The organism is Streptomyces sp. SM1 (genome assembly GCF_002910825.1).
GTDB lineage: Bacteria > Actinomycetota > Actinomycetes > Streptomycetales > Streptomycetaceae > Streptomyces > Streptomyces okerensis.
The window spans coordinates 1-21,785 of record NZ_NEUB01000880.1; the positions used below are offsets into that span (position 1 = coordinate 1).

The following is a 21,785-nucleotide window of genomic DNA, read 5'->3' on the forward strand; positions in this document are numbered from 1 at the left end:
GCGCGGTTCGAGCGCTGGGGGGCGCGGCTGGCGGCACTCATGTGAAAAGTTTCGCATGCCCGTTCTGGGGATCTTGCGCACCCCCCTTGCGGGCGGAATCCCGCATATCAGGCGGTGCCGGCGGCACCCGTCCCGCTGCCCGCGGAGGAGGAGCCGGTCCCCGCCGAGGCGGTCCCCTCGGAGCCGGAATCCCCGGAACCGGACCGCGGAGCCGGTGGAGTCCCTCGCGAACGCGCGCCAGCCTCCGGCCGGCTCCTGGCCCACGCCCAGGGTGCGGAGCTGCTCCAGGATCTCCGGCTTCTGCACGTCCAGCCAGTCGGTGAACTGCCGGAAGGAGACGAGCCTCACGTCGCCGCCCTTCTCCTTCTCCCGCCCGATGCGCTTGAGCGCTTCCTCCACGGCGTCCATGTAGATGCCGCCGTTCCACTCCTCGAAGTGGTTGCCGACGAAGAAGGGCGCCCGGTTCGACTCGTATGCCCGCTCGAAGCCGGATATGTAGGATCCGGCGGCCTGTTCGCGCCAGCCCGGGTAGTTGTGGGCGGGCGCCTTCGCCGTGTCGAGGGACTGGTTGGCCAGCATGTTGTAGTCCATCGACAGGACTTCGAAGGAACGTCCGGGAAAAGGTATCCGCTGGAGCGGAAGATCCCATATGCCCTGCTTCTTCGACGGCCAGACCTGCCGTCCGCGGGGCGACGAGGCGTCGTAGCGCCAGCCGAGGTCGCGGGCGGTGGGCAGCAGCTTGTCCTGGCCGAGGAGGCAGGGCGTACGGCCGCCGGTCAGCTCCTTGTCGTAGTCGAACGGCAGGGACTCGATGTCGGTCCACCCGGAGTTGGTACGCCACTCCTTCACGAACGACGTGGCCTGCTCGATCTCGCTGCGCCACTGCTGGGACGTCCAGTTGCCGACGCTGCCGGAGCCGGCGCAGAAGTGGCCGTTGAAGTGCGTGCCGATCTCATGGCCCTCGAGCCAGGCGCGACGCAGGTTCCTGAGGGTGTCCTTGATGTGGTCGTCGGTGAGGTGGCCGATGTCGGAGGCGCCCCGCGCCGGTTGTTCGGCGGGTCGTAGAGGCGCTTCTTCGACTCGGGGAGCACATACACGCCCGAGAGGAAGAAGGTCATGGACGCGCCGTGCTCCTTGGCGAGGTCCAGGAAGCGCGGGAAGAGCCCGTTGCCGACCTCACCGGCGCCGTCCCAGGAGAAGACGACGAACTGCGGGGGTGTCTGGCCCGGCTCCAGCGGCACCGGCCGGTCCGGCTGGTGGGGCTGGCTGCCGGTGAAGGAGGTGGAGCCGTCACCGATCGGACGGGCCGTCTTCGTCTGCTTCGGCTTAGGTGACCCGGTCCGGCCGGCGCCCCCGGAACCGTCACCGGACGCCGCACCGCCCGAGCCCCCACCGCCGCAGCCGGCCGGCGAGACGGCGGCTGCGGCACCGGCCCCCGCACCGAGCCCGAGCATTCCCCTGCGGGAGAGAGCGCCCATGGCGTCCCCCTTCGTCACGTCCTCTGGTGGTCACTCATTCAGAGGACGTGACGGAGAACGGGGTTCCCGCTCGATTGCGGCGGTTTCGCAACGAAATCCCGGGAGCCCGTCACCTTCCGGGGCCCCGGCCGTTAGGCCCCGAAGGCCTTGCCCTTCCCCTTCACCGGCTTGGCGCCCGCCAGCAGATGTGCGGGGACGAGATCGCGGGCGGGCTCGCTGTAGCCGACGGAGACGATGCTGTCCCCCCGGTAGGTGAACGTGGTGAGCGAGGCGAGCGTGCACTGCCGCTTGCGCGGGTCGTGCCACAGCCGCCGCTTCTCGACGTAGGACCGCACGATCCAGATCGGCAGCTGGTGGCTGACCAGCACCGCCTCGTGTCCGCGCGCCGCGTCCTTCGCCGCGTTCAGCACGCCCATCATACGGACGACCTGATCGACGTACGGCTCGCCCCAGGACGGCTTGAACGGGTTGACGACGTGCTTCCAGTTGGCCGGGCGGCGCAGCGCGCCGTCGCCGATGCCGAAGGTCTTGCCCTGGAAGACGTTCTCGGCCTCGATCAGCCGCTCGTCGGTGGCGATGTCCAGGCCGTGCGCCTTGGCGATGGGCTCGGCGGTCTCCTGCGCCCGCTCCAGCGGGGAGGCCACGACACGCGTGACGTCGCGGGGGGCGAGGTGCTCCCCGACCCGGTCGGCCATGCGCCGGCCCAGTTCGGAGAGGTGGTAGCCGGCCAGCCGGCCGTACAGGACGCCGTCCGGGTTCTCGACCTCGCCGTGCCGCATCAGGTGGACGACGGTGACGTCGGGATCCTTCTCCGGGGTGCTCATGCCGTGGCCTCCGCTGCCGCTCGGGCCGCCGCCGGAAGGGCGTCGGCGATGCGCTGGACGGCCCGGTCGTCGTGGGCCGTGGACACGAACCAGGACTCGAACGACGACGGCGGCAGGTAGACGCCGTCGGCGAGGAGGGAGTGGAAGAACGCGGTGTAGCGGAACGACTCCTGCGCCTTGGCGTCGTCGTAGTCGCGCACCGGCCGGTCGGTGAAGAACACCGAGAACATGTTGGAGGCGGTCTGCAGCGTGTGCGCGACACCCTCCTTGGTCAGCGCCTCGGTGACGAGTGACTGGATCCGCGCGGAGGCGGCGTTCACCTTCTCGTACGCGGCGTCGTCGAGCAGCCGCAGCTGGGCGAGCCCGGCGGCGGTGGCGACGGGGTTCCCGGAGAGGGTGCCGGCCTGGTAGACGGGTCCGGCCGGGGCGAGGTGGCCCATCACGTCGGCGCGCCCGCCGAAGGCCGCGGCCGGGAAGCCGCCGCCCATCACCTTTCCGAAGGTCATCAGGTCGGGCCGCACCCCGTCGACGCCGTACCAGCCTTCCCGGCTGGTACGGAAACCCGTCATGACCTCGTCGGAGACGTACAGGGCGCCGTTCGCGGCGCACGCGTCCTTCAGTCCCTGGTTGAACCCGGGCAGCGGCGGTACGACGCCCATGTTGCCCGGCGACGCCTCGGTGATCACACAGGCGATCTCACCGGGGTGCGCGGCGAACGCGGCGTGCACGGCGTCGAGGTCGTTGTACGGCAGCACGATCGTGTCGCCGGCCTGCGCGCCGGTGACGCCGGGCGTGTCCGGCAGGGCGAACGTGGCCACTCCGGAGCCGGCGGAGGCGAGCAGCGAGTCGACGTGGCCGTGGTAGCAGCCGGCGAACTTGACGACCTTGGTGCGCCGCGTGAAGCCGCGCGCGAGCCGGATCGCCGACATGGTGGCCTCGGTGCCGCTGGAGACCAGCCGCACCTGCTCCAGCGGCTCGATCCGGGCGACCATCTCCTCGGCGAGCGCGACCTCTCCCTCGCCGGGCGTACCGAAGGACGTACCGCGTGCGACGGCCTCCTGCACGGCGGCGATCACCTCGGGGTGCGCGTGCCCGAGGATCATCGGGCCCCACGAGCAGACCAGGTCGACGTACTCGCGTCCGTCGGCGTCGGTCAGATAGGGCCCGGTTCCGGACACCATGAACCGGGGCGTGCCGCCGACGGCGCGGAAGGCGCGCACCGGTGAGTTCACGCCACCGGGAGTGACGGCCGCGGCACGATCGAACAGCGCCTGCGAGGCTTGGGCTTCGTACGAATATGGCAGTTCGCTCATGACCTGCGACTTCTCCGACCTTCTCCGACGTCCCGGCCTCTCGCCGGGCTGCGGGTGCGTGTGACGTGTTTCAGGGTAGGCCAGCGGCGGCCCCGGGCATCCGGCCCCCGTGCGGCCGTGATCTGCGAAACTGGCGTCCGGTACACACAGCTCACACAGCCAGGGCGACGGAGGGCTGCGAGGACCTCCCGGACAAGATGTTTCACCGCACGTTTCGGCGTGCGACCGTGGGGGAGGTCACTGTCACGATGATCGGGTTGCGCGGCGGGGGCCACGCGTCCTAGAAAAGCAGTCGGGTGGAGATATGCATCGCGGTGGCGGACTGGGCGAGGGGACTGACGACCTGGGTCCTCGACGTGCCAGGCGGGGAAAGCACCGGCGCGAGGTGGAGGACCCGGACGAGACGCGTGAGACACGCGGCGAGCCCGATCGGACCGGCCCCCTGAGAGGAGCCGAGAGCGGGAATGGTGGTCGGGTGGGGGTGACGTACAAGTATTTCGGCGCGCCGGACGGCGCCACCGCGGCCCGCGTCCCGATCTCGATGCGCCCCGAGGAGCTCGGCGGCGACGAGCTCGGCATGAACGGCATGTTCACCAAGATCAAGCCGGAAACCATGGCCGCGATGGTCCTCACGGGCATCGAGGGCGTCCCCCTGCACAAGGTCCCGCCCCTGGAACTGGTCGTCCTGCACCCGGACTACGCGGTCGTGAAGCTCCCCATGACGGTCGTCGACCCGCTGCGCGGCATAGGCGAGGAAGCGGTCGGCGCGGCGGCCTTCATCTGGTCCACCGTCCCGGACCGGGGCGGCCCCCGCGACGCGTTCAACGTGTACCAGCTGCTGCACGAGTGGCAGGACTTCAGCCATCGGTTGCATGAGGCGGGGCATCAGCCTTATTGCTTGGTGTGGCCCTGACCTGGGGTTTCACTGGTGGCGGGCGAGGTCTTCGGGCCTCGCCTTTTTCATGTCCCCGGAAGGGCCGTCAGGCGGCCAGGGCACATTGAGGGCACATGGGTTTCGGTGGGGGCACTGGTGTGCCCTGGGCGACGGGTGGGTCGCCGTTGTCTTCCGCCTCGACTCCCGTTCCCGTTCCCGTTCCCGTTTCCGTGAAGGCGTCGTCGATGGCCTTGCAGGTGCGGGTCTCGCTGGACGGCAACAGGTGCGTGTACGTGCGCAGCGTGAAGCCGGGGTCCGAGTGGCCCAGAAACTCGGAGAGCGCCTTGATGCTCTCCCCCGCGTCCAGGAGCACGGAGGCGTACGCGTGCCGGAGGGCGTGCATGCCGTCTTCCGGGGCCGCCTGGAGGTACCTCGCGCCGCGTTCACGGGGAGGGATCACGCCGGCGGCGGCCAGGGCGAGCTTCCAGGCGCCCATGTTGAAGACGCTGCGATTGTAGGCCCGGCTCTTCTCGTCGACGAAGAGGAGGCGGCGGCAGGTCTTCGGTTCGCCGTTCGGCTTGGCCCAGGGCAGGGTGACGGCGACGGGCGGGAACTCCTTCATGTGGACCTTGAAGGCGGCGGCAAGTTGAGCCGGCAGGGGCACTGACCGCATCTTGTTGCCCTTGGGCAGGGCGAAGACGGCCTTCGTGCCGACGAGCCGCACCTGACGGTTGACGTGGATCCAGCCACCCTTGAAGTCGATGTCCTCGACGGCGAAACCGAACACCTCGCCCTGGCGCAGGCCGCAGCCGAAGGCGAGCTTGCCGCCGGCCTGGAAGCGCTTCGGCAGCCCGGCGATGACGGCGCGTACGCGCTCCAACGACCAAGGGATGACCTTCTTGTAGCTTGACCGACTTCGCCTTGCAGGGGTTCTTCGGCAGCAGCCCGTCCTCCACGGCCGCGCCGAGGATGCTGGAGAGGATGTCGAAGATGCCCTCGATCGTCGACACTTCGAGGCCGCTGTCCTGGAGCGTCCGGATCCAACCCTGGATGATCGAGGGCTGGTTGAGGGACCTCAGCTCGCGCTGGCCGAGCTGCTCGACGATGTGATTGCGGACAGTCGCCTCATAGCGGAGGGCGGTCGTCGGGCCGACGGAGTTCGCGTCGAGCCACTTCTGCGCGTAGGCGCCGAGCGTCTGCTTCGTCTCGGCGGGGACGACGTAGAAACCGCGCCGGATCTCGACGTCCACCTCGGCGGCACGGTTGTCCGCCTCGGCCTTGGTATGGAAGTTCTCCTTGCGCTGTCGGCCGTCCAGATCGCGGTAACGGACCTGCCAGCGCTTGCCGATGCCGTGATCGGCGGTGGGGACCATCCTCTTCGTACGGCTCTTGTGCTCGCCGCACTCGACTTCGGTGGGCTTGGGGTGCGACTTGTGCCAACGGTCGTACACGTCAGCCAAGAAGGGCCCCCTGGATGTCGTCGGGGGACCCACCGAAGCGGGACACGGGACCGTGAACGGTCCACAGCGGCAGCAAGGCCACCGGCGCGATACCGAGAGCCGCGGCGATCGTGACGAGGTCGTCGATGTCGCAGCGGCGGCGGGCGCGTTCGGTACGACTGAGGGCGGTGTTGGTCATCGGGCGGCCCATTGCGGTGCAGCGGGCGGCGAGCTGGTGCTGGGTCAGGCCGCGCGCGAGGCGTATGCACTCGATAGCGCGGGCGGAGTGGAGGCCGGCGGGGCCTAATTCGACAGGTCGGGATGCCATGACAGATAGCTGTAACTTGCGGCCGGGCGTTATGGCAAGAGCTGGTTCTCAAACTCTCCAAAAGTCGTTCCGGGGCAAAGCGGTGTTCGTCTCATTGAATTCCGGTACATCGCGAGCCTTTTCACTTGGAAAGCCGTGCTATCTTCCCTCCGCATCCCAGATTTGGGCGATTTAAACTATTTTCGGACGCGATGCCTGGTGGGCTGGCCGTGTCACCTACGACTGCCAGTCATAACCTCTGAGCTGCGGAGGTACCGAATTCCGACCCTTCCGGCGGTCGGTTCGCCGCAGAAAATTTCTGCATCCGCTGGAGCGATTTCGGCAACCGGGGGATCCGCACTTACTGTTTTGGAATCGCCGGTAACACAGAGAAGTGCTGGAGAGTTTAAAGAACCAACTCTGGACTTTTCCGCCTGGGGTGTGGCTGTGTTGTCCAGGCCCGATGTCCAAGACCGAAAAGGAGCCATGTGCCGAATACCTCCTCCCGCAATACCAACGCCCCTGCCATCGCCGAGGCTGCCAGGCGCGGCCCGCTCGCCAGCCCGGCCGAGGTCGCCGTCTACCTCGGCGTGCCCGTGAAGACCCTCTACCAGTGGAAGTACCGGGGCATCGGCCCCAACGTCCACAAGGTCGGCCGTCACCTGCGCTACCGCTGGTCCGAGGTGGACGCCTGGGTGAACTCCCAGTCCGCGTACCGCCTCGCCGTCTGAAGCCACCTTTCCGGGACAACGAAACGGCCCTCGGCGAGCCAGCGCCGAGAGCCGCAGAGTCCCTGCCCCATCACCCATGAATGATCGATCCGGTGGGCCGGGCTTGCCCGTCCGGCCCACCAGGGAGGAACGCCTGTGGACGAACCTACGTCCTCTACCGCCCCCACCTCATCCGCGACGCCCGACTTGCCACCCGTCGTCGCCATCCCCGGCCAGCTGGCCATCCCCGCTGCACTTCCCGCGGACGGGGACCGGGACGACGCGTCCTCAGCAGGGCCGCTGCCCGAGGGCGCGCAGATCCTGGCTGACCTGCGGGCGCAAATCAAGCGGTACGTGGTGATGCCGAATGATGAGGCCCTCGCCGCGGTCACGCTGTGGACCGCGGCGACGCACCTGCAGCGCGCGTGGCAGCACGCACCGCGTCTGGCGATCGTGGCTCCGGAAAAGCGGTGCGGCAAGTCACGACTGCTGGACGTGGTGACCGAGACCGTGCGCAACCCGCTGATCACGGTCAACGCCAGCGCGGCGGCGATCTTCCGCTCGATCGACGACGAGGACCCGCCGACACTCCTGGTCGACGAGGCCGACACTCTCTTCGGCACCGTCAAGGCGGCGGAGAAGAACGAGGAGGTGCGCGGCCTGATCAACGCCGGTCACCAGCGCAACCGGCCCACGCTCCGGGTGACCGGGCCCGAGCGCAAGCCCACCGCGTTCCCCACGTTCGCCATGGCGGCGCTTGCCGGGATCGGTGATCTGCCCGACACGGTGATGGACCGGTCGGTGGTCATCCGGATGCGGCGCCGGGCAGGAGGCGAGAAGGTGGCGTACTTCCGCACCCACCGCGACACCCCCGCCCTGCACGCGATCCGCGACCGGCTCTCTGCCTGGCTCCAGCCGCTGTACCAGTGGGCGCTGGAGATGGAGCCGCTCATGCCAGTCGAGGACCGCGCGGCCGACACCTGGGAACCCCTGGTGGTCATCGCCGATCTCGCCGGAGGCGAATGGCCCGCGCTCGCCCGCACCGCCTGCCGCGTCATGACCGACTACGAGGCGGGGCAGGACGAGGAGGGCGGTCTGCGCACCCGCCTTCTGGTCGGCATCCGCCGGACCTTCGCCGCCGAGAACGACCCCGCGGTGCTGGGCACCAGGCGCCTGCTGGAGCACCTCAACGCGGACAAGGAAGCACCGTGGGCGGAGTACGGCGCACACGGCGTGACGCCGCCGGCCTGCAACTACTTCTGCAGCCCTACGGCATCGGCTCGGCCAACCGCCGCTTCCCCGACGGCACCCAGGCCAAGGGCTTCGCCCGCAACCAATTCCTCGACACCTGGGCCCGCTACTGCCCCGAACCGGGACCTGCGGCCGAGCCCACCCGGCCAGAGGCCGAGCCACTTCCTGACAGCGCGGCCTGACCCGACTTGTCTCGTCGCACTCGTCCCCGCCCAGGTCAGCGCGGGGACGAGTGACAAGCCCGCAACGAGTCGTCTCGACATCACCACGCCACTCGTACCTGCTCTGACCAGGCATGCGACGAGTGGTACGAGACACCACACCTCACGGCGGCCTCCCTGCCCGCGCCGACAGCCACCGCCCAACCTCACCTGGAGTACCTCCGTTTGGTCTTCCCCACCGTCACCGCGCACTCCGCGATCCGCGCCGGCATCGCCCTGCTCGCCGCGTTCGCCTTCGCTCTCTCCTACGACGCCCTGCGGCAGATGGCCGTCGCCATCCACATCCGCGGGCTGCTCACCTACGCCTTCCCACTCGTGATCGACGGGTTCATCGCCATCGGCGTCGCCGCCCTGCTCATGCTGGGCAACGCACCACGGCTCTCACGCGCGTACGTGCGGGCGCTCGTTGGCCTGGCTACGGCTACGAGCATCTGGGCCAACGCCCTGCACGCCGTCCGCCTCAACCAGCAGACCCGCGCAGGCGACGGCCTCCGACTCGACGACGTCACCGTGGGCGTCCTGTCCGCGATCCCCCCGCTCGCCTTGGCCGGCGCCGTCCACTTGTACATCGTCATCCGACGCCAGCCCGCTTCCCACCCCCAGGAGGTCAACACCGGCAACCGCCAGGAAGCCCTCGCCCACCGCCACATCGGCAGGGACAGCGTCCAGCCCCCGACTCCTACCGAAGACCACCCCGGCGTGTTCGCTGCCCCCTCGCCGGATTCCGGCGATGAGGTTCCGGCGCAGACCGCTCCGACACCCCGGCGTACCGGTCGGCCGCCAAATGCGTCACTCGAAGAGTTGCTGGCCATGGCCCGCCCTGTGGTCGAGCGCATGGGCGAGGTCGACCGTGACGCGATCGCGGAGGAGATCCGGGACGTGCACGGACGCAAGGTCTCCAACGGGCGCCTGACGAAGGTGACCGCGCTCCTCGCGGAGGAGCACGAAGCGGCGTCAGCCTCGCTCCTGCCTTCCGCCTGACGTCCCCGCAGCCCGGCCTACCGGAAGCCCGGAACTACTTCCGGACTTCCGGTAGGCCGCCGCACCCTGCTCCTTCAAGTACGGCAGCCAGAACACCACGGTCAGCCGCCTCCAAGACCCAGACGCGCCGAAACGCTCCCCATCCCGATCCCCACGCATCACGGAGAGCCGCCCCATGCACGACCCACACCACGAACTGCCCACCACCCAACAGGAGATGACCATCACCCCTAACAGCGCAGCAAGGTATCCCGCTGGACCGTCCAAGGGTCGGCCCAACGGGGAAGCCTCCGCCCCGGGGGTGGCGGAGGTGCTCGGGCACCAGGGGGTGCCCGAGAGGGAACAGCCCGTAGACACCGCTGCCGTTCCGCTGTCGCGAGCCGCTGACGCCGCCGCGCTGCACCGTGTCGCCCGCCGCCGTAAGCACGAAGCCGTGCAGCGCAAAGAGCGTGTTGACGTGCGCTACAGCGTCGACGAGAAGACCGCGATCCTGCGCAAGGCCCGGTCGCTGAACATCGCCGGCGCCCACTACGTCGGCGCCGTCGTCATGGCCCACATCCACGGCGGCCTCGCCCTGCCAGGCCAGCGCACCCCGCTCGACGACTACATCGACGAACTCACCGCCCTGCGCAGCGAGGTCGCCAAGATCGGCCACAACATCAGCCAGATCGCCAAGAAGCTCAACTCCGGTGACCGTCCACACTCTGGGGACACCGCCGTCCTGAACCAGGCCGGGCGTACCTTGGGCGCGGTCGGTACGACCGTGAGGGACATCGCAGCAGCCGCGAACCACGCCGTCAGCAAGAGGGCGGCCCGATGATCGCGAAGATCAGCAGTGGCCAAGACACCGCGGGCCTGGTCCGGTACCTCTTCGACACGAAGAAGGCCAAGGACCACACCGACCCCCACCTCGTCGCCTCCTGGGACGGCTTCGCCCCCGACCCCGGCCGCACCGACGACTTCGACGCCACCAAGAAGCTCCTCGTGGCTGACCTCAACCTGCACGTCAAGCAGGCCCGGCGGCTCGGCCGTGCCCCCGAGAAGCACACGTGGCACTGCTCCATCCGCGCCGCCACAACCGACCGCCACCTCAGCGACAAGGAGTGGGCCGACATCGCGCGCCGCATCGTGGCCACCACCGGCATCGCACCCGAAGGCGATCCGGACGGTTGCCGCTGGGTGGCCGTCCGCCATGCCCCCGACCACATCCACATCGCCGCCACCAAGGTCCGCGCCGACCTGAGCGCCGCCCGCCACTGGAACGACTACCTCACCGCCGACCGCGAACTCGTCGCCATCGAGAAGGAATACGGCCTCTTCCAAGTCGTACGCGGAGACCGCACCGCCGCCAAGCGCCCCACCCGCGCCGAGCAGGAGAAGGCCCGCCGCTCCGGCCACGACAAGCCCGCCCGCGAACGCCTGCGTGCCACCATCCGCGCCGCCGTGGCTGCCGCCACCAGCACCGAGGAGTTCATCCACCTGCTCAACCACACCGACGGCGTGCTCGTCGAGGTCGTCCACTTCCCCTCCGGCGACGTACGCGGCTACAAGTTCGCCAGCCAGGACACCACCACTGCCGACAAGGAGTCCGTCTGGTTCTCCGGCTCCGAACTCGCCCCGGACCTGTCCTTCCCCAGGATCCAGGAACGCCTGGAGAACATCGAGCCGCAGCCGACCAATCAGCCCGGCCGACGCAGGTCCAACCCCTGGCACCAGGCCACGGCCACCGCCGAACGCATCCCTCACCGCCTCGACCAGGCTGACGACGAAGCGTCCCAGGCCCATCTCGCCGCCTTCGGCGAAGCCCTCGACGCGCTCCCTCTCCTCGTACCCCAGACCCTTCGGCCCCAACTCCGAGAGGCAGCCAGCGCGTTCGAGCGTGCCACCCGCTCCCGCATCCGGGCCGAACACCACCACGCCCGTGCTCTTCGCGGCGCCGTGCGAGCCATGGTCCGCGAGCCCGCTCCCAGGGACGGAGCTGTCGTGGCGATGTTCCTCGACGCCGCGATCCTCGTCGTCATCGCCGCCGCCCGCTGGCACCAACTCCACCGCCACGACCAGCAAGTCACCGCCGCCCACCAGACCCTGCTCCACCTCCAGGCCGCCTACGACCACGCCGCCGCCGCGCCGCTGGCCGCCCTCGCCCAGCGCCAACCGCCCCAGCAGGCCGTGGAGCGGCAGATCCGCCGCCTACGCCAGGTCGTTCCCGACCACGCCGAGCAGGTCATCGCAGACCCCGCCTTCGACGCCCTCGCAGTCGCCCTCGCCGAGGCAGAAGCAGCCGGACACGACCCGGAGCGGCTCCTCCAACAGGCAGCCGACCAGCGGGCCTTGGACGACGCAGGCTCTGCCGCACGCGTCCTGATCTGGCGCATCCAACGTCTCACGGCGCCGTCAGAACCCAGCACACCAACTCTTGACTCTGCTTCGACCCGGCGCACCCCGCCCACATCGACACGGCAGCCTTCCGCGCAGCAGTCCGCCACCAGTGGCCAACGCCGCCGCTGACCTACGGTTGACGGCCCGAACGCAGCCTCCGAGCCAATGAACCATGCGCGATGGACAGGCGGTTGTCGCCCCTGCGGCGACCAGCAATCGAGCAGATCACGCGCTACAGAGAAGCACTTGTGCAAAAACTCCTACATCAACTAAAGTCTGCCTGGCAGTTAAGTGCTCCAATGCGAAGCCCGACCAGAGGAGTCGTCCGCATGAGTGTGCCTCTTTCATCCTGGGCGACCGAGGTGTTCGGCAAGCAGGCGTCCGCGGTCCGCGTGGGCCTCGGGCAGGCATTGCGGAACATGCAGGCCAACGCCCAGGCCGCGCAGGAACAGGCCGATTCGCGTACCAACCACACTTACGGCTCGGCCCGTTGGCAGGGCCAGTTCGAGCGAGTGTGGGAGGAACTGAAGGATCTGCCCGGCTCCACTCCCGTCAAGCCGTTCGGGTTCCCCTTCGAACTCATGATCGTCGGAAACGGCCTGCTCTATCCGTTCCTCTACTCGAAGACCATGTCGGACGTTCGCACAGCCCGCATCCCGCGTGAGTCCCGGTTGGTGAAGGAGCTGTTCACATTCGCGCCCGACCCGGCCGACGTGCAGGGCGCGTTCGATTTCGACGACCTCGACCAGAGCGGTCAGGTGGTGGAGCCGCGAGGTGGTCTCGCGACCGTGCCGCCCGGCACGCGCCTGGTCCTGGTTCCCTTCGCCTGCAACGCCTCCGAGCTGCTGGAGGCTCACTGGGGCATGGCCGCACTGGGTGCGGACCGACGCCTGGAGTGGGCGACGCTCCCCGAGGCACTTACGCTGCCTGACACCGTCACCTTCCACGGGCAGCATCTGAGGAGCATCCCCAAGCAGTCGACGTCGTCCGAGCGGGAGCTGACGAGCTTCGACGGTGGGGCAGAGCCGACCCTTACGCTGTCGTCGCGTGGGAACGTTGATCAGCAGCGCGACGTTCCGCCCCTGACCGAAGCAGAGCTACGCGAGGACCAGACCAGCGAAGACGATGCGAACGATTAAGCACGACCTCATCCCGGGCTTGGAGGAGCGGGGCACAACGCCCCGCGCCATTTCCGACGGCTTCGATCCCGCCCGGCTGACGCAGGCGCGTCGGCTGGCCGAGATGACGAAGAAGGACGTCGCGAATGCCCTTGGGGTGACCCCGGCAGCCGTGGGCCAGTACGAGACGGGGGTCTCCCGCCCTCGCCCGGACCTCATCCCGCGCCTCGCCGAAGCACTCGGCGTACCTGCCACGTTCTTCCTGGTCGGCCGTCCGGCAAGCCGACTCGATTCCTCCATGGCCCACTTCCGCAGCCTTCGCAGCACGCCGAAGTCCCAGAGGGAACGGGCCCTGGCCTTCGCCGAACAGGTGTGGGAACTCACCTACGCCCTCGAACGGCGGATTCAACTTCCCCTCGTGAACCTGCCCGGCTTCGCCGGCGGTGAGGTCCACCCTGGAGCCGAACTGCCCACGGACCCGGCAGCGGCAGCGCGCGAGCTGCGGCGGCGTTGGGGTATGGGAGGCGGGCCGGTCACCCACCTCGTCCGACGCATGGAATCCCACGGCATCGTTGTCGTGATGCCTCCCGCGTCCGATCCTTCGGCGGCGACCGTGGACGCGTTCTCCACCAGGGCTGCACGCCCACTCGTAGTCCTCACTGCCAATCGGGCCGATGACGTCTACCGCCACCGCTTCACGGCTGCCCACGAACTCGGGCACCTCGTACTCCACAGCGACGCCACCGGTGACAGCCGTCAGGAGAAGGAAGCCGACGCCTTCGCCGCCGAGTTCCTCACCCCTCAGGACAGCGTCCTTCCCCACCTGCCCAAGCGGATGGACCTAGCGCGCCTGGCCGAGCTCAGGCAGGTCTGGGGCGTCTCCATCCACTCGCTCGTCTACCGATGCCGTGAACTCGGCCTGATCTCCGACGCCACGACCAGCCGCACATATCAACGCCTTCGCGCGCTGGATGGCCAGCCCGGCTTCATCCCCGAGTCGGTATCGAACTACACCGGTGAACAGCCGTCACTGCTGCGCCAAGCCTTCGAACTGGCCCACAAGGAAGCGGATCTGTCGGTGGCAACACTGGCCCATGAGCTGGCCTGGACGCCCCAGCGCGTTCGTGAACTGCTCGACGTCCAGGAACAGCGGCCGGTCCTACGCCTCGTGCAGTAGTAGGCAGCTCGTGCGCCGTCCCGCCCGGCCACCACCTCAACCGGGAGTCTGCCGCGCTCCGAGGAACGGATCCACGGGTGCACGCGCCAGGCGGACGTGGGTAACCGTGCTCAGGACACGCGGGAAGGGTTTCTTGTCCGAGTTATTCAGCCTCGTCACGCCCGGGCTGCAAGGAAGCGAGCTCCTCGTTGGGCAGCCAGCCTGTTCGCCAACGCCTCGGGACCGATCTTGCTCAAGGCCCAGAGGCTGCTGGTCCTCCGGGCCCACTGCCAGAGCAGATCATCCGCATCCACAGGTGTACGGAAAGGCAGCACCGGGATGCTGCAGGCATCGAACGGATCAGCGTCGAGGTAGCGCAGCCCGCCAGTGCCGCACAGATAGTGGGTACTGCGGGTGGCTGCCGCGAGATCGACAAGGCGCTCGGACCGGCCTTGACGGGTCGGAATCTCACTGCTGAGTAGCACTTCTCCTGACCAGCCAAGAGCGGTGAGCAGGGCGATTGTCGATGCTCTCGTGAGGTCGGCCACGCGGTCTGTGGTGTCGAGCATGCACAAGACCGCGTCCAAAACCTCACGCGCGGCATCCCAGTAGCGGCTGTGGCCGTAGTACTGGCGCACGAGCAGTTCGACCGTCCGTCGCGAGCGGCGGGGATCGACGAGCCGGGCCTGGCTGATCCTGGTCGCGCGCCCCTGGGGAAGGTGCGTCGGGAGCGTGAGCCACTGCTGCCGGCCAGGATCGTCCAAGGCGGCGAGACGGGCTCGGTGCTGGTAGTCGCGCCGGGCGAACTGCACATCGTCGAGGACGATCCAGCGGTCGGCGGCGAAGAGCTTCGCCAATGTGGACAGCCGTGGAAACAAGTTCGGTTGATGAATCGCGCACACGCCATCCGACGGACCGGCGCGGGGTGATTCAGGTGCTGATGAGACGGCTGTCGAATCCAGCCTGTAGAAGGCGCTTGTAGGCGTCATGGACATCCCTCGGTACGGCCTGCTCAACGGCGAAGCCGAGCTTCGGGTATTCGATCACCCGTTGCAGGTCTCCGACGAGCATGTCGACGACGAGCTTCTCGTCGCCGATGGACTTGATGTAGTCGTCCAACTCAAGTGGCTCGGAGGCGCAGACCACCTCCACGTCCGGCCACAAGTTGCGGCAGGTCGCGTACGAGCGGCGCTCCATGTACGGCTTGGAGATCAGCAGAAGCGACTCCACCTCCACGCCGGCGTCGGCCAGCAGCTCGCGGGAGAAGGTGATGTTCTGGCCGGTGTTCGCCGCCTTCGGTTCCACCAGGATCGCCTCGTCCGGAACGCCCAGGGCGAGCGCATGCTCGCGGTAGTGGACGGCCTCGCCGCGCGGGAAGCGGGCTCGGGTGGTGGGGCTGTTACCGCCGCTGAACACCACGATGGGGAAGAGGCTGGCGCGGTAGAGGTCGGCTGCCGTGGTGGCCACGCCCAGGTCGTGGCTGCCCAGGCCGATCGCCGCCGAGCAGGACCGCTGCTCGTGGCCCATCTGGTGGTAGTTCCAGATCAACGTCGCGTCGTGGAACTGCTCGTCGGTGATCTGGTGCTGCTGGTGCTCCGGCACGTGCACTCCCTGGCTCATCCCTGCTGGCCTCTACGGATGCCCTCGATGCTGCGCATCTGGTGGCTCAGCCCGAACTGCTGAGCCACCTGTGCCGCCTGATCGAGGACGGACAGCCCATCATTCCGGGTCGCCGCATCCGATAGAAGGATGTGCCCGTACGCGGTGTCCAACCGCACCCGCTGCATCGGAGAGTCGACCGTGCCGGTGGTACGCGCGATCTCGATGTAGTGCAGGGCCTGCTTCAGATCACCGGCGCCGCGGTGTGCGAGTGCGAGCTTCTGGTGGGCGACCGACCAGTCCTCCGGCTCGCCCAAGTCCTCGAACGCGCGAGTGGCGGTCGTCATCACGTTGGTGGCGTACTCGTTGTTGCCCTCCTTGCTCAAGGCCGTACCCACCCAGAGCCGGGACCTGGCTCGGTCGCGAGGGCTCAGTCGCTCGTCGGTGGCGAGGAGTTCGTAGTGGCGGGCGGAGGCTTCGAGCTGGCCGGACATCTCCTGTACGACGGCGAGGGACAGTTCGATCTGTGCCACCCGGCGCGGGATGTCGAGTTCGGTGAACATGCCACGGGCGGTCCGGTAGGAGTGAAGAGCGGAGAGCGGGCCGAGGATCGCGCCCTGGTCCCGCTGAAGGTCACCGAGGAGGACGAGCGAACGGCCGTACAGATAAAGGCCCTTGTCCGCCAGGCGGTGCGGGTCGTGACCCCCCAGCCAGCGGTTCAACAAGGTGGAGGCGAAGGAGAAGTTCTGGCGGCTGATGCAGACCACGGCCCGCTCGATGTCCTCGGTCCAGGTCTCGTAGTCCGCCGGCCTCGCGCTCTTCCGCTCTGGGAACAGCACTGCCTCGAACCGGGCATGGGCTGCAGTATCGGCACGAGCGAGCGCGGTGTCGAGGATCGCCTGCGTATCGGGCCGCGGTTGCGTTTCGGCGCGCAGGCTCTCCCACTTGGCCACCGTACGCAGGGCGACGCCCAAGTGCTCGGCGAAGGCGCGCGTGCTCATCCGCAGGGCAGCGCGCAGAGCGCTCGCCTCCCGGCCTGTCCATTGCTGCACGCTGACCACGGATTACCTCCCCTCCGTCACGTATGTAAGCACCCTCTGTGACGACGCAGGGCGAGAAGTGCAACGGAAGTACAACAGCAGGTCATTTCGAGGCCGGTCACGCCGGCCGACGCTATGGACATGGACGAGGAACTCATCACGGAACGCCGCCCGGTCACCGGCCCACATGTCTTCGGCTACATACGCCACGTCACCGGTGGACAGGCCCGCCACGCGGCGTTGGTCGACTGCCTCACCGAGTACTGCCGACGGCACGAACTGACCCTGTGCGGGGTCTTCACCGACCGCGAGGCGACCGTGACCGTCCGCTCCCCCGCCTTCGTCGGCCTCCTCGACGCCCTGGAACTCCCCGACACCTACGGCACCGTGATCCCCGTCCTCAGCCACCTCGGCCCCAAGCACACCGCCAACGAGCGGAAGCGGCAGATAACCGCGACCAGCACCCGTCTGATCGTGGTCCGTTCCACCAGGGCGACCACTGGTCCTTCGCCTTCACTCGGCGCAAGTTCCAGCCTCCAACGGCAAGGAGGCACGTGATGTTCCTACGCGAAGCACTGCGGAGCGCCCTCATGGTCAACGATGTACCCGGACTGCGCCTGCTCCAAGTCGGCGGCTACTGGGACCTCGTACGGATCCCCGCGGACATCAGCTTCCTGGCCTTGGCTCACCTCCGCGCCACCGGCGCGGCGATCGGCCCCGTGCTGTACGACAAGCCCAACGAACGCCTCTACTACGCGATCAGGACCGGCACCCTCGGCAGTTGGGACGACCTGCCCGTTCGGCATCTCTCCAGCAACTCTTGGCTGGTGGCCCCTGGCCTTGAGCTGATGGACGACTGGTTCGGCGGCTGGTGCGAACTGCCCGACGACAACACCCTCACGGACGTCGACACCCTCCGCGCCGCACTGTCCCATCCGTACGTCCTCGCCGGCCAGGAGGAGCCCTCCGGCGCCTGTCGCAGACAGACCGAGTTCGAAGAGGCAGGCCGGTGAATACCCGCGCAGTCATCTGCCACATGGAGTGGACCATCCAGCCCGACCGGGAGCCGGATGCGGAGCCGACCACGTACGCGATGCAATGCGCCGTCTGCGGCGAACCTCCCGACCCAGCATCGACTTCGCCGAACCGCAGGACTGGGTGTTCGAGCACGGCGGCCGCAACCCCTCACATCACACATACCGCGAGATCATCACCCGGCCCTGGCGGGCCTGGTGGAAGCCGTGACAGGTCACGTCGTGAGCCGCCTGGCGCGGTACACCGGCCCGCTTCCGACCGTGCTGATTGCCGCCTCGTGCGGCTTCGTGATCGGTGTCGCGGTCTCCACCGCCCCGGCCGGCCCCTGAGTTCTCGTCCCTGCCGGACGTAGCCGATCGAGAGGTTCCCCCCACCCGATAAGCCCCGGCAGGGGCGGGTTGTAAGCCCCGTCCCGGGCGGATCAACCGCCCGAGTCCATGGACAGGTCAAGCGCCGTCCGGGACGGGTCTGCAATGCCGTTTCATCCCCGAACCCCAGGAGGAGCAATGCCGAACAACACCGCCACAAACCCGGAGACCGGACCGGCCCAGACCGGGTTGGTCAAGGCACGTCGCCGCATCCAGGCCGCCCGCGAGCGGGGCGTCACCCCGTCCGACGGCGGCAGCACCGGCCGTACCGACGGCAACGACTGATCCAGGAGGAGAAGCGTTGTCGCCGCTGAATCTGGCGGCTCACTTGGGCCAGGACGAGTTCCTGGCCCAGGTGCTCCACCGCCGCTACCGCCACATCCCTGCCGCCATCCCAAACCCGGGTGAGCTGATCACCTGGGACGACGTGAACACCATCCTGGCAACGCATCGCCTGGAGCCGCCCCGCTTCCGCCTCTCTGCGAACGGGGAGATGCTGCCCGCCCACCGCTACACCGCTCCCGTCACCACCCGCCGACACACGGTCTGGCAGCGCCTGCACCCCACCGAACTGCACGACCGACTCGCCGAGGGCGCCTCCCTGGTCATCGACGCCGTCGACGAACTCCACCCACCCATCGGCCGCGCCGCCATGGAACTGGAGCAGTGGCTGCGCACCGGCGTGCAGACCAACCTGTACGCGTCCTTCACCGCGCGCGAGGGCTTCGGCGTGCACTGGGACGACCACGACGTCGTCGTCATCCAGGTCGACGGCGCCAAACGCTGGAAGCTGTACGGCCCCACACGCACCGCCCCCATGTACAAGGACACCGACGAACCCGAACCGCCGCCGGAGGAACCAGCCGCGGAACTGGTCCTGCGCCCAGGGGACATGCTCTATCTCCCGCGCGGCTGGTGGCACTCGGTGGCCGCCTCCGAAGGCGAGCACTCCCTCCACCTCACCTTCGGCATCCAGACCACCACGGGCGCGCAGCTGCTGTCCTGGCTCGCCGACGATCTACGCCGCCACGACGTCCTGCGCGAGGACCTGCCCGTACACGCCACCGCGGCGCAACAGGCCACGTACCTGGAGCGACTGCGCAGGGAAGTCACCACCGCCCTCGAGGACCCCGGGCTGCTCGGCCGCTACACGGCGATGCGGAACACCACCGACCTCACCCGCCTCCGCCCCAGCCTTCCTCACATCACCGGGCTCCTCCCCGCAGACCCGGACATCCGCATCCGGCTGACCAGCAGTCGCGCGCAGATAAGCCCCGCGCCGGACGGGGACGGAGTGATCTTCCGAGCCTGCGACAACGAATGGGAGCTGGCCAAGGAAGCCCTGCCTCTGCTTCAGCGCCTGACGTCCGCCGCACCCGGCACCGTCTCCCTCGGAGAACTGGTCGCGGCAACCGGAATCCCCATCGCGGACGTGACGGCCGTCATTTCCGATCTGATGAACGGCCAAGCAGCCACAGTGGTGCAAGGGAACCGACGATGACGATCGCATCTCTCGGTCTGGGCACCTACCGCATCAGCCCTTGCGCACTGTCCGACGCCGTCATCCGCGCAGCCGCCGACCCGACCACCGCATGGATCGACACTGCGCCCAACTACCTGAACGGACAAGCCCAGTCACTACTCGCCCCGGTTCTCACCCAGCACCGTGTCCCGGTCTCCACCAAGGTCGGATTCCTCACCGACCGGGCCGCCAAGGACGCCGTCGCCGACAGAGCCCTCACCACCGATGCCGCCGTACACGGACACTGCCTGAGCACCCCGTACGTCCACTGGCAGTGCTCCCGCAACCGAACCGAACTCGGCCGCGCCCACCTGGACCTCGTCTTCACCCACAACCCCGAGCGCACCGACGGCGATCCGTACGAATCCCTGCGCGACGCCTTCATCGCCCTGGAAGCAGAAGCGGCAGCAGGCACCCTGAGCGCGTACGGCGTCGCCACCTGGGACGGCTTCGACACCGGCGCCCTGAGCATCCCCTCCCTGCACCGACTGGCGGTCGAAGCCGCCGGCACGGAACGCCACCACCTGCGAGCCATCCAACTGCCCGTATCCCTCGTCACCGCCACCGCGTTCGCCCAGGCCCTGGACGGAAAAGGTCCGATCGCTCTGGCAGCCGAACTCGGATGGCAGGTGTACGCCTCAGCACCCCTGTTCGGCGGGGAACTTCCCCACCTGGCCACACCCGAACTCACCGCACTCCTCAGCCCGGATCTAACCGTCTCCCAGGCATGCCTCCTCGCCACAGCCTCCTGCCCGGGAGTGACGCGGATTCTGCTCTCCACCTCCACCCCGGCACACTGGACCGAGGCGCAAGCGGCTCTGCGAAGCCCGGCCATCCCGGTCCCCACGCTGCGAAAGGTGCTGGATGTACTCGCCGCCGACTGACCTCGCCGACCAACAGCGCATGCACCGGGCATTCGTCCAGGCCGCGCGGACGCTGAACACCACGGTCGTCGGTCCGGAGGTCTGGGGCTGGTACGGCCGCACCCTCAGCAGCCGCGTCCGGCACCCGGACCGCGGAGTCTGCTGGCTGAGGCTGCTCTCGGCACCCGAGGACAAGGCGGCCGGGAAGATCTGGCAGGGCAACGGCCAGGCTGCCGAACTGTTCGACCGGCACGTCCGCAAACCGCTGCTGTACGACACCTCGGACACGAGCAGCGACGGCCACGCCTACCGCGCGGAACTGCACCAATACGTCACCGAACCCGCTGTCTCTCCGAGCCCAGTCCTGCACACGGATCCCGATCCGCCGCTCTCATGGTGGGACTCGCTCCGAGCGGACCTGGACTACGTGAGCAGGGTCCCGACGGACCGCGTGGCCGTACGCCAGGAGTGGGTGGACCGAAGCGTCCCCCGCTTCCTCGGCATCCCCGGCCCCCGGATCACGGACTGGACGACAGCCCACGGAGACCTGCACACCGCCAACCTCACCAACACCACCCCCTACCTCCTCGACTGGGAAGGCTTCGGCCGGGCGCCCGCCGGCTACGACGCGGCCATGCTGCTGGCGTACTCCCTGCTCGTGCCGGGATTCCTCCAGCGTGTCCGGGACGCTTTCCCCGTACTCAAGACAGAACCCGGACGCGTCGCGCAGATCATCGTCATCACCGAACTGCTGCAGTCAGCCTCGCGTGGAGACCACCCCGAATTGGTCCCCACGCTCCGGGCACTGGGTGCGGAGCTTGCTTGACTGGCTCGTCAGCGGCGGCCAGTGGCGCGCTCTTCAACTGGCCCTGGACGAGACGAGGAAGCGTCAGGGACATGAAGCAGATCACCGACCTGCGGCCCGTCTATCACCGGCTCGAGGAACGCATACGCGCACACGTCATCCTCTGCTGGCTCGCTCTGCTGCTGATCCGCATCACAGAGACCACCACCGGTGCGACCTGGACGACCGTCCGCCGAGAGCTCGACCGGCTCCACCTCGGCACCTTCACCGGCCCCACCGGCCTGTTCCGGCAGGTCACCACCCTCACCAAGCCCCAGACCGACCTCCTGGCCAAGCTCGGCATCCCCGCACCGAAGCAGATCATCGCCCTCGAACCCACACCCCGCTGACCAGCACGAACACCAGCGCCTAGAGAAACGCCTCTCAGGCGCCCTCACCCATGTCCGCGCAGGTCAGACCACAGATTCGTGACTCTATGCCGCTGAATTACGCGGAACGCAGG

21 protein-coding genes and 4 pseudogenes are annotated in these 21,785 nt (G+C 68.4%); 17 read left to right on the forward strand and 8 right to left on the reverse strand.

Translation table 11 applies throughout. The features are described 5' to 3' along the window. Window positions 1-107: 107 nt before the first annotated feature. From B9S61_RS29340 to hemL, 3 genes and pseudogenes are all read right to left on the reverse strand, one after another. A pseudogene (locus tag B9S61_RS29340) lies at window positions 108-1,454 on the reverse strand (hypothetical protein). 155 nt (window positions 1,455-1,609) lie between these two features. Beyond that, on the reverse strand, window positions 1,610-2,302 hold the full coding sequence (locus B9S61_RS29345) for a histidine phosphatase family protein (protein WP_103544947.1): 693 nt from the start codon (window positions 2,300-2,302) through the stop codon (window positions 1,610-1,612). Next, on the reverse strand, window positions 2,299-3,615 hold the full coding sequence (hemL, locus tag B9S61_RS29350; protein WP_103544948.1) for a glutamate-1-semialdehyde 2,1-aminomutase: 1,317 nt from the start codon (window positions 3,613-3,615) through the stop codon (window positions 2,299-2,301). Before hemL ends, B9S61_RS29345 begins: the two co-directional genes overlap by 4 nt. Before the next feature lie 304 nt (window positions 3,616-3,919). On the opposite strand from hemL, the gene B9S61_RS29355 reads away from it, so the two are divergent. Further along, window positions 3,920-4,528, forward strand: a complete 609-nt coding sequence (locus tag B9S61_RS29355; RefSeq protein WP_181007595.1) for a hypothetical protein — start codon at window positions 3,920-3,922, stop codon at window positions 4,526-4,528. A gap of 67 nt (window positions 4,529-4,595) precedes the next feature. On the opposite strand, the pseudogene B9S61_RS29360 reads toward B9S61_RS29355, so the two are convergent. Together B9S61_RS29360 and B9S61_RS29365 are read right to left on the reverse strand one after the other, a co-directional pair. After that, window positions 4,596-5,940: pseudogene (locus B9S61_RS29360) on the reverse strand (tyrosine-type recombinase/integrase). A 1-nt stretch (window position 5,941) separates the two neighbouring features. Further along, on the reverse strand, window positions 5,942-6,256 hold the full coding sequence (locus tag B9S61_RS29365; RefSeq protein ID WP_103544949.1) for a helix-turn-helix domain-containing protein: 315 nt from the start codon (window positions 6,254-6,256) through the stop codon (window positions 5,942-5,944). A 467-nt stretch (window positions 6,257-6,723) separates the two neighbouring features. Here B9S61_RS29365 and B9S61_RS29370 point away from each other — a divergent pair, with 467 nt between their 5' ends. From B9S61_RS29370 to B9S61_RS29400, 7 genes and pseudogenes are all read left to right on the forward strand, one after another. Beyond that, window positions 6,724-6,966 carry an AlpA family transcriptional regulator gene (locus B9S61_RS29370; protein WP_006381078.1) on the forward strand — a complete coding sequence of 81 codons (243 nt, stop codon included), beginning with the start codon at window positions 6,724-6,726 and terminating at the stop codon, window positions 6,964-6,966. 135 nt (window positions 6,967-7,101) lie between these two features. Then, window positions 7,102-8,378: pseudogene (locus B9S61_RS29375) on the forward strand (DUF3631 domain-containing protein). 204 nt (window positions 8,379-8,582) lie between these two features. Continuing rightward, window positions 8,583-9,398, forward strand: coding sequence for a DUF2637 domain-containing protein (locus B9S61_RS29380; protein ID WP_258039909.1), 816 nt, complete (start codon window positions 8,583-8,585; stop codon window positions 9,396-9,398). Window positions 9,399-9,573: 175 nt separating this feature from the next. After that, complete coding sequence (locus tag B9S61_RS29385; RefSeq protein WP_103544951.1) at window positions 9,574-10,218, forward strand: plasmid mobilization relaxosome protein MobC; 645 nt, start codon at window positions 9,574-9,576, stop codon at window positions 10,216-10,218. Continuing rightward, a complete protein-coding gene (locus B9S61_RS29390; protein WP_103544952.1) occupies window positions 10,215-11,906 on the forward strand; it encodes a relaxase/mobilization nuclease domain-containing protein in 1,692 nt (563 codons plus the stop codon). Before B9S61_RS29385 ends, B9S61_RS29390 begins: the two co-directional genes overlap by 4 nt. 200 nt (window positions 11,907-12,106) lie before the next feature. Then, complete coding sequence (locus B9S61_RS29395) at window positions 12,107-12,916, forward strand: hypothetical protein (protein WP_103544953.1); 810 nt, start codon at window positions 12,107-12,109, stop codon at window positions 12,914-12,916. A gap of 19 nt (window positions 12,917-12,935) precedes the next feature. Further along, a complete protein-coding gene (locus B9S61_RS29400; protein ID WP_258039910.1) occupies window positions 12,936-14,072 on the forward strand; it encodes an XRE family transcriptional regulator in 1,137 nt (378 codons plus the stop codon). Between the two features lie 155 nt (window positions 14,073-14,227). Here B9S61_RS29400 and B9S61_RS29405 read toward each other — a convergent pair whose 3' ends face one another. The 3 genes from B9S61_RS29405 to B9S61_RS29415 are packed head-to-tail and all read right to left on the reverse strand — an operon-like array spanning window position 14,228 to window position 16,711. Continuing rightward, the gene (locus tag B9S61_RS29405; protein ID WP_103544954.1) at window positions 14,228-14,953 is read right to left on the reverse strand and encodes a WbqC family protein; all 726 of its coding nucleotides are present in this window, start codon (window positions 14,951-14,953) and stop codon (window positions 14,228-14,230) included. A gap of 28 nt (window positions 14,954-14,981) precedes the next feature. Continuing rightward, on the reverse strand, window positions 14,982-15,671 hold the full coding sequence (locus B9S61_RS29410; RefSeq protein WP_103544955.1) for a YdcF family protein: 690 nt from the start codon (window positions 15,669-15,671) through the stop codon (window positions 14,982-14,984). Then, window positions 15,668-16,711, reverse strand: a complete 1,044-nt coding sequence (locus B9S61_RS29415) for a DNA-binding transcriptional regulator (RefSeq protein WP_103544956.1) — start codon at window positions 16,709-16,711, stop codon at window positions 15,668-15,670. Before B9S61_RS29415 ends, B9S61_RS29410 begins: the two co-directional genes overlap by 4 nt. 120 nt (window positions 16,712-16,831) lie before the next feature. On the opposite strand from B9S61_RS29415, the gene B9S61_RS29420 reads away from it, so the two are divergent. The 9 genes and pseudogenes from B9S61_RS29420 to B9S61_RS29450 all read left to right on the forward strand — a co-directional run bounded on the left by B9S61_RS29420 (window position 16,832) and on the right by B9S61_RS29450 (window position 21,672). Continuing rightward, entirely contained in the window at window positions 16,832-17,248 is a 417-nt protein-coding gene (locus B9S61_RS29420) for a hypothetical protein (RefSeq protein ID WP_258039911.1), read from the forward strand. Then, window positions 17,248-17,703 carry a hypothetical protein gene (locus B9S61_RS29425; protein WP_103544958.1) on the forward strand — a complete coding sequence of 152 codons (456 nt, stop codon included), beginning with the start codon at window positions 17,248-17,250 and terminating at the stop codon, window positions 17,701-17,703. Before B9S61_RS29420 ends, B9S61_RS29425 begins: the two co-directional genes overlap by 1 nt. A 23-nt stretch (window positions 17,704-17,726) precedes the next feature. Then, window positions 17,727-17,935: pseudogene (locus B9S61_RS42730) on the forward strand (hypothetical protein). Continuing rightward, a complete protein-coding gene (locus tag B9S61_RS42735; protein ID WP_258039912.1) occupies window positions 17,932-18,054 on the forward strand; it encodes a hypothetical protein in 123 nt (40 codons plus the stop codon). Before B9S61_RS42730 ends, B9S61_RS42735 begins: the two are co-directional and overlap by 4 nt. A 177-nt stretch (window positions 18,055-18,231) precedes the next feature. Further along, window positions 18,232-18,378, forward strand: a complete 147-nt coding sequence (locus tag B9S61_RS41155; RefSeq protein WP_181007597.1) for a hypothetical protein — start codon at window positions 18,232-18,234, stop codon at window positions 18,376-18,378. 16 nt (window positions 18,379-18,394) lie between these two features. Further along, window positions 18,395-19,594, forward strand: coding sequence for a cupin domain-containing protein (locus B9S61_RS29435; RefSeq protein ID WP_103544959.1), 1,200 nt, complete (start codon window positions 18,395-18,397; stop codon window positions 19,592-19,594). Then, window positions 19,591-20,499 (forward strand): aldo/keto reductase, encoded by a 909-nt coding sequence (locus tag B9S61_RS29440; protein ID WP_103544960.1) that lies wholly within the window; start codon window positions 19,591-19,593, stop codon window positions 20,497-20,499. The genes B9S61_RS29435 and B9S61_RS29440 overlap by 4 nt, the downstream gene beginning before the upstream one ends. 19 nt (window positions 20,500-20,518) lie before the next feature. Continuing rightward, on the forward strand, window positions 20,519-21,304 hold the full coding sequence (locus B9S61_RS29445; RefSeq protein ID WP_258039913.1) for an aminoglycoside phosphotransferase family protein: 786 nt from the start codon (window positions 20,519-20,521) through the stop codon (window positions 21,302-21,304). 71 nt (window positions 21,305-21,375) lie between these two features. After that, the gene (locus tag B9S61_RS29450; RefSeq protein ID WP_258039914.1) at window positions 21,376-21,672 is read left to right on the forward strand and encodes a hypothetical protein; all 297 of its coding nucleotides are present in this window, start codon (window positions 21,376-21,378) and stop codon (window positions 21,670-21,672) included. The last annotated feature ends 113 nt before the right edge of the window (window positions 21,673-21,785 follow it).